Origin of the sequence: Ruminococcus sp. CAG:57 (assembly GCF_000435935.1) — a bacterium.
Classification (GTDB): domain Bacteria; phylum Bacillota; class Clostridia; order Oscillospirales; family Ruminococcaceae; genus Hominimerdicola; species Hominimerdicola aceti.
Genome location: NZ_FR890742.1, coordinates 1 through 11,647 on the forward strand (window position 1 = coordinate 1; position 11,647 = coordinate 11,647).

11 protein-coding genes are annotated in these 11,647 nt (G+C 36.7%); 2 read left to right on the forward strand and 9 right to left on the reverse strand.

The features are described 5' to 3' along the window. Positions 1-474 (reverse strand): hypothetical protein (locus tag QVO88_RS07470; protein ID WP_265290686.1); only part of this gene is annotated, 474 nt, incomplete at its 3' end. A gap of 318 nt (positions 475-792) precedes the next feature. Here QVO88_RS07470 and QVO88_RS07475 point away from each other — a divergent pair. Beyond that, positions 793-1,140, forward strand: coding sequence for a helix-turn-helix domain-containing protein (locus QVO88_RS07475; protein ID WP_022287876.1), 348 nt, complete (start codon positions 793-795; stop codon positions 1,138-1,140). A gap of 3 nt (positions 1,141-1,143) precedes the next feature. Further along, complete coding sequence (locus QVO88_RS07480; RefSeq protein ID WP_022287877.1) at positions 1,144-1,548, forward strand: ImmA/IrrE family metallo-endopeptidase; 405 nt, start codon at positions 1,144-1,146, stop codon at positions 1,546-1,548. A 197-nt stretch (positions 1,549-1,745) separates the two neighbouring features. Here QVO88_RS07480 and QVO88_RS07485 read toward each other — a convergent pair whose 3' ends face one another. From QVO88_RS07485 to QVO88_RS07520, 8 genes are all read right to left on the reverse strand, one after another. After that, a complete protein-coding gene (locus QVO88_RS07485) occupies positions 1,746-4,268 on the reverse strand; it encodes a hypothetical protein (protein WP_022287878.1) in 2,523 nt (840 codons plus the stop codon). An 11-nt stretch (positions 4,269-4,279) separates the two neighbouring features. After that, on the reverse strand, positions 4,280-4,849 hold the full coding sequence (locus QVO88_RS07490; RefSeq protein WP_022287879.1) for an HAD family phosphatase: 570 nt from the start codon (positions 4,847-4,849) through the stop codon (positions 4,280-4,282). Next, the gene (locus tag QVO88_RS07495) at positions 4,812-6,728 is read right to left on the reverse strand and encodes a lysylphosphatidylglycerol synthase transmembrane domain-containing protein (RefSeq protein ID WP_022287880.1); all 1,917 of its coding nucleotides are present in this window, start codon (positions 6,726-6,728) and stop codon (positions 4,812-4,814) included. The genes QVO88_RS07490 and QVO88_RS07495 overlap by 38 nt, the downstream gene beginning before the upstream one ends. After that, a complete protein-coding gene (locus QVO88_RS07500) occupies positions 6,725-7,462 on the reverse strand; it encodes a glycosyltransferase family 2 protein (protein WP_022287881.1) in 738 nt (245 codons plus the stop codon). The genes QVO88_RS07495 and QVO88_RS07500 overlap by 4 nt, the downstream gene beginning before the upstream one ends. Continuing rightward, positions 7,459-8,262, reverse strand: coding sequence for a glycosyltransferase family 2 protein (locus tag QVO88_RS07505; protein WP_022287882.1), 804 nt, complete (start codon positions 8,260-8,262; stop codon positions 7,459-7,461). The genes QVO88_RS07500 and QVO88_RS07505 overlap by 4 nt, the downstream gene beginning before the upstream one ends. A 30-nt stretch (positions 8,263-8,292) precedes the next feature. Then, the gene (locus QVO88_RS07510; RefSeq protein ID WP_022287883.1) at positions 8,293-8,712 is read right to left on the reverse strand and encodes a GtrA family protein; all 420 of its coding nucleotides are present in this window, start codon (positions 8,710-8,712) and stop codon (positions 8,293-8,295) included. Positions 8,713-8,830: 118 nt separating this feature from the next. Further along, on the reverse strand, positions 8,831-10,531 hold the full coding sequence (locus QVO88_RS07515; RefSeq protein ID WP_022287884.1) for a hypothetical protein: 1,701 nt from the start codon (positions 10,529-10,531) through the stop codon (positions 8,831-8,833). 264 nt (positions 10,532-10,795) lie between these two features. Then, complete coding sequence (locus tag QVO88_RS07520; protein ID WP_022287885.1) at positions 10,796-11,263, reverse strand: type II secretion system protein; 468 nt, start codon at positions 11,261-11,263, stop codon at positions 10,796-10,798. Positions 11,264-11,647 lie beyond the last annotated feature (384 nt).

The following is an 11,647-nucleotide window of genomic DNA, read 5'->3' on the forward strand; positions in this document are numbered from 1 at the left end:
GTTATATATATCATTCAGGCACTTTGTCACTCGCCTTCGCAGTTCTTCTCCTCCAAAGGGAAAGCCGAACTCTGCGGCGGAGCTTCCCCACTCAGGTGGGTGCTTCTTTGAGCCGTCAAAATAGCGGCTTTTCACCACGCCACGATAACGTTTTGGCATTTTTGCCGCAAGCTCCTCACATTCTCTCAAGCGAAGCTGCACCTTTGCAAGGTCAAGCCACAAGTCAGTAAGCTTTTTCCCTCTGTGGGCTACCCTGCCGCAATGCTCCCCCACTGCGGCAAGCTGTGAGGACATTTCGCAGATATCCTCTTTAAGTTTCCACTCCTGCCACCTTAGTTTGCGATACTGTGAAAGCTTTCGCAGTGCGGCTGTATTAACCCTGCTACCACCGCTTCTGAAATTATACCGGCTCGCTGAGGGTGCAAGCCTTTTTATGGAATTTACCTCTACGGAATAATCTATATTATTGTACATTTTTCTCCTTTCGCTTTTTTGTACAGACATTTGGACAGTTAGTATGATATACTGTAAATAAAATAAAGCAATGACATTTCAGATAACCGTTTTCTGTATATCTCTCGGGGCGGAGATGTCAAAAAGGGGGGCGGTTTATCCTCTTGACTTTTACAGGAAAATGTATTATAATTATATCAAATCCAGATTTTATGCAGATATCTGTACTAACGATACATACAGTATACTACAGGTTTCTGCAAAAGTCAATAGCTATTAGCAAATTTGATACAGACTTCTGTATCTTTTGTGAAATCATCACAATTGGAGGAAGAAAATATGACTGAAATGTACAAAAGGATAAAAGAACTATGCGAGGAGAACAATATGACGGTATCGCAGATGTGCAAGGAGCTGTCTATAACGAGGAGCTGTTTATCTGAGCTGAGCAAAGGCAGGACGGAACGACTTTCCGCAGAGAATTCTACAAAGATAGCGAACAGATTTGGAGTGAGCGTACAATATCTTATATCTGGCAGGGAAGAAGATTTTGACACGAAGCTGAAATATGCATTATTCAACGGCACGCTTGGAGTGACGGACGAAATGTTTGACGAGGTCAAGCAGTATGCAGAAATGGTCATGCTCAGAGAGGAAGCAAAGCGCAGAAAGGCTGGTGAAAAGTGAGAGATGACGAACATACAGGAATTGTATGATATTTGCAGTAGAGAGAACATAACTATAGATTTTATTGATTGTCCGAAGTGCGGGGCGATATCGCTTTTTGGCGCAGGAGGCTGTGCGATCGGCATAGACAGCCAGACGCCTGCAAGGCTTTTGAAGGAGCGCACTGCTCACGAGATAGGTCACTGCGTAAAGGGTGCATTTTACAACAGATACGCCACGGCAGACAACATCTCACAGCATGAATACCGTGCAGACAAGTGGGCGATAGAAAATCTGATACCGAAAAGCGAGCTTATCAAAGCCATAAAGAAAAATCTGGACAGCATTTATCTGCTTGCGCAACATTTTGATGTGAGCGAGGATTTTATGATAAAGGCTTGCAGGTATTATGGGGTTTATTTTGGGTAGAAAAATGTATATACCGCCCACAGAACCGCAACTGCACTGACTTAAAACCGCACTTTAACGGTTACAAAACCGCGCTCTTGCCACTATTGAACCGCACAATATATCCACGAACTTGTCGCTGACTGCCCACGTGAAGTCAGCAACAAGTTGTGGCAAAACGTCCGTGCAGTTGTGGCAGTCGAAGCGATATATACAAATCAAGTGCTAGTTGTCTTGGGGCTTTTATCCAAAAACAAATAAATGGTTGCTGCCGATGTAATTATTGTTGTGAATATGGCAATGAGCACTGTTATATCCATTCCCTTGTTTTCATAGCTTAATTGCACTGTATAATTGCCCTTAGGTATAACTGCTGAAATATAGCCATCTGAGGTTTCTGTCAGTTTAGCATCTCCTACTGATCTTCCGTCTTGATATAATGTCAATTTGTAATTATCAACGTAGGTCATTGATACAACTATCTCGGTATCCTTAGCAAAGTCAGCATCAAAATTTAGCGTATCCAAATCTGCTTTTATCGGAATTTCAATATTATCCCCATAGGAACAGATAGGAGAAACTCCGTCTATTTCTATAAGCTCCATACCACGCGTCCAATCACGCACAGTTGATATCGTCAATTTAGGGCATTTTTCAATGACTTTGGTGAATGCTTCAATAGCTTTCGGACTATTTTTATCGACCAGAACATATTTTACTCCGTTTGATATCATCTGATCTTCAAACTTATTTATCCATTCGGGCTCTTTCATATATTGCAGATAACTTAATGGTGATGCTACCATATTGCACATCATACCCTCTGTGGATATATCCTTCATTATTGCATTGCTCTGATCAAAGCCTTTTTTGGAAAATATATTATCATAACCATTTAAGGAAAACAAGCCATACTCGGTGCAAATATTTTTTGTAAAGCCATAAAAACATATCTTAGAACTATATTCAACAGGATTATTAGAATACGTCATATTATCTTTATAGATCTTTCCTATCGTGAGAAATCTATAATTATGGTCTATATGGTTTTCATAAAGCAAGCTTTCAACTTCTGGCTTAATGTTCTTATAATCCCAATAATCATAGTGCTTATTATTGATGAAATTGTGAGTTCCTGAGAGCATGAAATAGAGTATAGCAACGAATGAAAAAATGACGCTTACCAATGAAGCAATTATTACTGGTTTGTAATATTTTTTCATGCTGTCTAGCTTATATGCTCCCGTCACTATTATAAGCGGCACATAAATAAATGAACATTTATACAGGAAGCGAAATTCACTGATAAAAGGCAGATGACCTAATATATCAGCGATCCCGTGACCACTTCCCTCTGCCATTATCACAAAGAACACTGCCGCAAAAAGAAAAATGTGCATAAGTTTTTCTGACTCATTATATTTGTTCTGACCTTTTCCTTTTATGAAAAAGTGAATATAGCATACTATAGCTGCAAGATATAATACAAAATCAAGCTTTAGCACAAGAAACAGGAGTATCAAAAACAGCACACAGCCTGCTCTTAATTTATGTGATGTCATATAATGGGTATTGGTTTTCTGATCATGCACTAACAAACACACAACACTGATAGCGATAAGAATAACTATCACTGCGTCTGCTATTGGTGAGTAATGATATTGTTCAAACAAATAGTATACAGCCGCTCTTACCGAAGCAAAATAAAGGATACCATATAATAACAGTCTTGACTTATTGCTTATCTTGCCATGTGAAGTTAGTTTGCTAACAGCTAATTGTATGCCACATTCCGTTTTTGTGTATAGCGTTTTTATGGCCGATGCAGCATACAGCAGACAAAACCAAGCAAAAAAGCCCAAGCCAATATAGTTCATATAATTACCATATGATATAGTCTTATTATTAAATAAAACTATACATATAGGCTTGAAAATATTTGAAATAGCTACGCTCAGGTCGAAAAAGCCCTCATTGCCTGAAAGTATCAGACTTCTGTCGCCTGACACTTTCATAGACCCAATTATTATCCCGCTTGACAAGCCTATAAATATCATCAAATTTGTCATGAGCGGAACTAATTCTTTTAACTTTTTCTTTTGAACAGAAGCGACCACTTGAAAAATACAGTATACCATTACATAATAACAACTGAACTGAACATGGCCCATTAGCAGGGAAAAAGCCAAAACTATGCCAGGAATAAAATAGCGGATCCTTTTGGAGTTGGTCTGAATAAATGTCCACATTAAAAACGGCATAAAGAAATAATTATTGAAAGTAAAATAATAAAAGCTGAAAAGGAAAAAAATCACGCTGGTTGAATATGTAAGCATCGCTATTATTATCGTACTACGCTTCAAATTTAATGTTCTCAGTATCTTATACATCATAAGATTACCAAGCATATACATAATTATTTCATAAACAATTAGCGTTTCAAGAAAACCGTTTAAAAGGTAATGGCTTATGGCATAGGAAACATACATAAATGGATTCAGCAAGCCATAATAACCGCTGCTGAAAATGTTTATGCCTTTATACTGATAAAAATTCCAATATGGTATACCCTTACCGCTGAAAATATTATCGAATGCTTTATTTATAACAGGTCCCCACTGAAGAATATTATCATCAACATAAAGGGAACTTCTATTCTTTGACAAAATAACAGCAAAGAACAATATTGAATACAGCACTATTACAAGCACAGGTATCAAATTTCTGGTTTTATTTTTCATTGTGTCACCCTTCAAAAGCGTACTATTTTATATACCGCAGTTTGTGTTTTAAGAGCAGCTTGCAAACCAACGTCAGAATCTTCAAATATAATGCTTTCGTCAGGCGTGCAATGAAAATACTTCATGGCATAAAGATACCCGTCAGGAAAAGGTTTTGTCTTATCTGTCATTTCCTGTGTGACCACCAGATCAAAAAAATCATCATAATCGAAAAACTTCAAAAGCGTTGAAGTATTGCTTCTTGACGCGGTTGTTATTATTGCGATCTTTAAACCATTTGTCTTAAACAGTTCAGCTATCTTCAGAAGTGAAAAATTAGGACGTATAAAAGAGAAAAAGCTCTTATAATTATCACTTTTCCGTTTATGTATCAATTCTATATTTTCTTTATCCTCCACTCCTAAAAGAGGCAAAAAAGTCTTATAGTTTTTTCCCATACAATGCTCGTAAAAAAAATCCTCGCTTACATCACAAAAGCCGTTGCAGGCTTCTTTATAGGAAAGATAATTTGCCTTGTTCGTATCAAAAAGCGTACCATCTAGGTCAAACATTGCAAGCTTTAATTCCGATCCTTTTGTCAATATTATCAAACTCCTCAAAAATATCATTTACAACCATTACAAGGCCTGCATAAAACATTGCTGCACGATCACTGTCATTATTTATTTTATACGGCATCAGTCTCAGCCAATGCACTATCTCGTGAAAATATATGCTTTTGACTCTCTTGGCATCAAACGTGTCTTTTAGATACTTATCAAATCTTTTATACAATACGTCATATGACGTAGTTCTTGTTATCTTAAACGATATTTCATTTTTATTAACTTTGACCTTTGCTGTGTGCATAAAGAACTCATAATTTCCATGAAGCGATTGCAGAAGCTTGGAATAGTCAAGGTTAGGCGACGAATGGATATTTCCGCCATTTGGGTCAATAAGATAATACCCTTTGGGATAATTAATATTGCACACAATATTTTCTACTGTCAAATCTCCATGGATATCTGAATAATAGTCATTTTCAAATATTTCTTTCCAAAAGTCAAAGGAGTATAATTTGTCAAGAAACATTGTCAGATTATCATATGTTTCACCGTTGATGACAACCTTTTCATAGTTTGTCAATTCGCTCAAAACGTGTGCATTCATTATTTTATCTATGTTGGATCTGATCTTTTTATCATAATACTGCCTTATTGTATCAGCGTCAGCCTTGGAACTATATTTCTTAGAATAATTGCTTTCAAGATCGCTGACTACGCTCTCCATTATTCTCCAAGAACTCTCCAAAGGCATAGAATGTATGTAATCAAACAAACCTATAGAATCACCAAGATACGGCATATCATAGTAACAAACATTATTTTTCTGATACGCATCTAGGATCTCAGTAACATACAGCTGATCTTTATTATTTTGAAGCCACTTTACCTGTTCAAATAATTTTTCACCGTCACTGCCAAAGGCATACTTCCGATACACCATTCTTCCGCTTTTTATACATTGCAAAGTTGTTGCATTTGAACCTGCTGAACAGTTTCTCAATATAATTACATCTTTATTTATTTCAAGAAACCGGTCAATATAGTTTTTATCACGGATATCTGAGAAATATATTTTCAAAAAGTCAAGACAGCTGTTTTCATTTGTATATGGTATAATAAGCTCTCCTTTATTCTCAGAGCTGCATTTTTTGAATTTTTCAAAAAATGCGACCACTATTATAGACACACAAGTGAGGAAATTAAACAGCAGGAAAATAAAATAATAGTGAGAAAAACCATGACGTACATAATCAACAAATGGAGAATAAGAATCTATGCTGAACAAATTATTGAAAACATCTACGAAAGACGTGTTTTTTAAGCAATTTGAATACATCAGATATGACAAAATGTAGCAAGACCACATACAAAGTGTTCTCAGAACAAGCTTTGTTTTGTCGATCTTTTTCACTGTATTGCGTATGGTACAGATAAAAGACCACACAAATTCTAAGATGCAAAGCTGGATCTTCGTATTAAATATTGAGGAAAATACAAGCACACACTTTTTAAAACGTTTGCTAAATGTAACTGACAACCAAAGAAAAAACAGTAGCAGTGCTGAAAAACCGGTGAAGAAAATAAAATTCATCAGATTTTTCCCTGAGGCAAAAAAAATCGTCCCATAAATGAACGCTACAACGAAAACATCTAAGATCCTATCTATGATTATCACGGCAAGAGAAAATGCAACACCATTTTTTAGTTTTTTGCCAATTATCGCTGCTCTGACAATATCGCCAACATGAAATGGCAGAACATTATCCACCAAATAACCTATTCCTGTGCAAAACATCAAGTCTGAATCATGTGAATCTTCATAGACCGATATAAAACTTTTCCAACGCCTAATTCTAAAAAAGTGTCCAAGAGTTATCACCGCCAGCGCAGCTAAAAACATAAGAATGTTCATAGCAGCTCTCCAAATTCCGGTCTGTCAACTGCGTCCTGATACTCAGCAGGTGTACCAAATGATATATGATAATCCGTACCCACTACACCGGATATAAGTTTATTCTTTATCATGCTGTTATACACGCCGCTCATAAAATATTCACTATATTCGCACTCCGACAAATATCTCTTGGCGTTTTCAAGAAAAATGTCCTTATTTCTGAAATAATATGCTCCGCATATTGCATTTTCACTAATAACAACTTTCTCCTGAGTTCTAATAACAACACCATTTTCATCACACAAAGCATAGCTGAACTGCGGCAGATCTGATTTAAACGTGAACAACAAGCCGTCATACTTTGCCGCACTTTTTTTATCCATAAAATTGAACTCAGAGCAACAAAACATGTGATCGCAGTCATTAAACAAGACTGGTCTATCGTCATTGATATTTTCTACACCTGCCATGCAAGTCAGCACTGCACCTGCAAGAACCTCAGGTATTACCTCCACTCTAGCCTGTGGGAAATACGATAATATACGATTTTTTATATCGAACTTCTCTATATGTTCTTTCAGCACAACAAAAGTAACATCACAATCTGGATTATACTTCAGTATTGACATAGTGGACCAATAGAAGAATGGTCTGTCATGTATCTCGATCAATGGTTTAGGGGCTACATACCCGTCATTGAAAAAGCGCTGTCCCTTGCCGCCCATTGGCATTACTAAATGGAAATTTTTCATCGTTCTCCCCCAACAGTATTATCAAAAATGATCTTTCCCTTATATATATCTTTTTTGCAGTAGGAATCTATATACTTCTTTTTGTTAAGCCTATATCGCAAAGCCATGACAAACAAATTATATGACAAATTAAATAATTTTGCATTTGATACCTGATCTTCCTCACGCCATGTGATCGGATAAAACTTGAAATCAACATTATAATATGCTGAGAACAGCAGCATTTCAGCATTGAAATACAATGAATCCGACAGACCAATGTAAAATTTACTTTTGAGCATATTGGTGCTGTACATATTAAGTCCTGAACCCATATCTCTTATAGACTTTCCAGCTGCCAGTGAATAGATAAGATTAAAAACATGGTTTCCAAGTATGCGCTTTTTTGAATAACCTATCAGGCAAGATCTTGATTCAAATCTACCACCCAAAACGCAATCAGCCCTTTTATAACTTCTCTTTTTCAGAATTGGCAAAAAGTCTCTGATATCCGCCTGATCGTCGCCATGGAGGACAATAACGTAATCAAAATCATTTTCTAAAGCATAATTAAAAGCAACTTTGTGTGATCCGCCAAGATTAAAATTTGCATTATTATTTATTATCTTACACGGAAGTTCTCTATGCTGCAAAAGGTAATCCTGTGTAACCTTTACTGTATTATCCGTGCTTAAATTGTTTACCACAATGATCTCATCAACATATGTAAGCACATCGTCATTGATTTGTGAAAGCACTCTCGTGATCTGCTTCTCACAATTATAGACAGGTATAAACACCATGATCTTATCTTTCTTCATAACGCTTCTCCTTCATCGATATATGTCATATTACAGCTTGGAAATCGTCCTCATAAAAATATAGTTGCACGAAAGCGTCAGCGGCGTTACCAAGATCTTCGATAACATTTTGCTGTATTTAACTATCAATGATATATCCGTTGATGCTGACAGAAATTTATTTACATAAGAGATCAGCAACGACGCCACCGTTATCATGATAAGCTGATACATTATATACAAAATATATTTGCACATTAATGGGATCTTTGAATTATCATGTATAAATATCTTTCTCGTAGAAACTATGAAAACAAATGTTGCGCCTATTATTGAGCTTGTAAAATTCGCATAAACAACACTGATATTTATTAGCTGCGTCATCATAAAGTAGGATATGAAATCAAGCACAAAACCTATTCCAGAAGTCAATACAAATTTTATTATCTTGTCAAGGTCAAGCTTTTTCACATTAAAATCTCCATCGTAAAACGTTTTCTGTTTCATGTATTATTTTAACACATCATCAAGGAAAAATCAAGCATTTTCGGATAATTAATCCAAAAACAAACTTTTTGTCATATCGTTTCTAGTATAGCTTTTTTGCGGTCAATTCTTCAAGAGTGCCGATCTTATTGAACAGGTCTTTTGTTACATAGATGGTGATATATTGGTCATAGGTCTCAAATTTATATGGTTTATAGAAATATATTCTCTTGACAGCCACATAATTATCAACGTCTATGTCAGGATATGCCTTTGTTATCTCACAACGCTCTATGACTACATCAGGTTCTCCCTGCTCTCGCCACTTGGAAAATTCTTCTTCCGCTTCTTTCTGGGTATTAGCCCGATAGTACTGAAACGTTTTGTCATGTTTATCAATATTGAAATAACAAAATATATTTTTATCAAAATATGGGTTTAATGCAACGGATATGCCCTGTAGATTTGGATAATCATGCCACATATAATCAGCTTCATCAACATTCCAGAAAGCATCATCATCTATTTCACCATTAAGAACCTGCTGCCAATAGCCAATGATCTTATAATCATCAAGGTGGTATTCTTTTATAAAGTCAGCGGCTTCATCAAACCAATATGGATAGCGAATATCAAAATATGATGATGTACAGCTCCATGCAATTGGTATCAGCAATGGTAGAAATGCAATGGCTTTTAAAATAACTTTAAGTTTCTTTCCAATTTTAGCCGATATTTTGTTCATGTACTCAGGCAGCAGAACTTTGCCGTTTTCATCAACTATTATCCAAAGAACAAAGATCACAAACGCTGTTATAACGCCTATGTGGTGTGGAGATATATAAACAAAAGAGCCGAATATGGAAAGCACTCCATATGGAAGCAAAAAAGTCAGCAGTTTTTTATTTCTGTATGTTATCGTCACAAATAGTGCCACAAGCAGGATAGAAACAACGATAACAGGGATCTGGCTTGCTATCTCGCTTGGAACACCAGCATAATTAAAAAACGATGTGATTATCGAGTCAGAAAAGATCACAAAGCAAAACAGAATATTTATACAGCTAAAGTCAAATTTCTTTTCTGTTTCATTTGACATTTTACCGCCAAGGTACACATTTTCATCCGGCACAATAGCCGCCATGACCAACATCGCAAATATCAGCAGACAAAACATCAGCCAACAGCGGCGGTCTTTCAGTATGTCTGCAAGTTTTCCGCTTTTTTTATACTCTGTAAAAATTTCTATGAGCCACACGATACACAGACAGCCCGCAATCATTATGCCATATGAATGCACAGCGCACATGAGCGCAAGGCACAAAAGGTATTTTACAGGGTGTTCATTTCTATTCTTATAGCACACTGCCGCAAGGAAAATCGCAAGCACAAGTATGCAATAGGGTCTGCTTATAACGCCATACTGATAAAACAGGAAGAAGTTAAACGGCAACAGACAACGTATCAGCTTTGGAAAAGGTGACTTGAAAAGCAAGACCGCCACAGCAAGAGTCATGAAAAATATATTGACTGCCGCAAGGGACAGCTCATAGGGAGCGCCAAGCTTTGCGAAAGGCACCAATATCAAATGCCATAGTGGTGGGTGTCCCTCATAGTGTGGTATCTCAAAAAGTATCTCCTTTATAGTTCCAGAACGTGCAATCGCCCACGCCTGAGCTTCATCAAACCACGGTTCATGAAAAAACGATACAGTGCAAACACCAAGCAGGTATATTATCAGCGTTATAACATCGCATTTTCCATGCTCTTTGCTGAACGCCCAGCTTTTAAATTTCTCTTTCATTAATATCCTCCAAAAAAATAATTGACATATAAATTATACCATTTATTAAGAAATTAGTCAATGTTTTTGTAAAACTTTTTGCGACAAATATTGACATAATTAGGCTTGTACTCAATGTCTGCAATAAAAAGAAATAACCGCCCAACTACCACATAGGACGGTTATTTATTATAACTATTTCCCTTAGAGGTAAACCGCTTACAGCAGTATGCCTCTTTTTTGTTATCTTAATTATTCCACGGCAATGACAGATCGTCAATAGTTTCAGAATTTAACGCCCCAACTGAAATTTTCAGGAAGATCGTCAGGTTTGTTCACAGGGTCAGGATACTGCCCTACAATGCCTTTAGACCTTGGCGAACTTGTATCACACCACTGTGCAAGCTTATATCTGCCGTCCTCCCCTGCAATCCAAAAGGCATAGCCTGCATTGTCACCATTGACGTTAAGTGCGTCATGGACGGCTTTTTCAAGTTTTTTGGATTCGTCAGGCTCTGCGGTGCAATCGACCACAGCCGTACATGACTGAACGTCGATATCTTTGCCCTCACATTGCATATCCGTCACGACCGCATTTACAGTATTGAACACTATCTTTGCATTACTGTTTGCGCTTTTAAGCTTCGCTTTTCTGATATAACTCATCATAGTTGGCACAAGAATAGCCGCAAGCACGCCAATAATGGCAATAACCACCACAAGCTCCACCAAAGTAAAGCCTTTTTTATTCATGTCTTTCCCTCAATTCTTTCATCAAAATATTGATCCCCATTTAATATTTCGACAAGTACATTATACAAAATTTACCCGATTTTGTCAAGGAAAAGGCAAGCTTTATTACTCAATTTTACCATTTGCACAAAGGCAATCTATTCTCATTGGCTATTTTATATATTTTCAGACAAAAAAAGAACCGCTCAAATGAGCGGTTCTTGAAGATTCAAAGTTAAAGTTAAGATTAACCCCAGCTAGAGATCTTTGTAGAAGAGAATGCCTTGTTAGCCTTATCTGCATCCTTGCAAGGATCAGGATACTGACCAAGAACACCCTTTGAAGGATCCGAAACGTCAGACCACTGAGCAAATGTTACGTTACCAGAAGTACCGATTGCATATA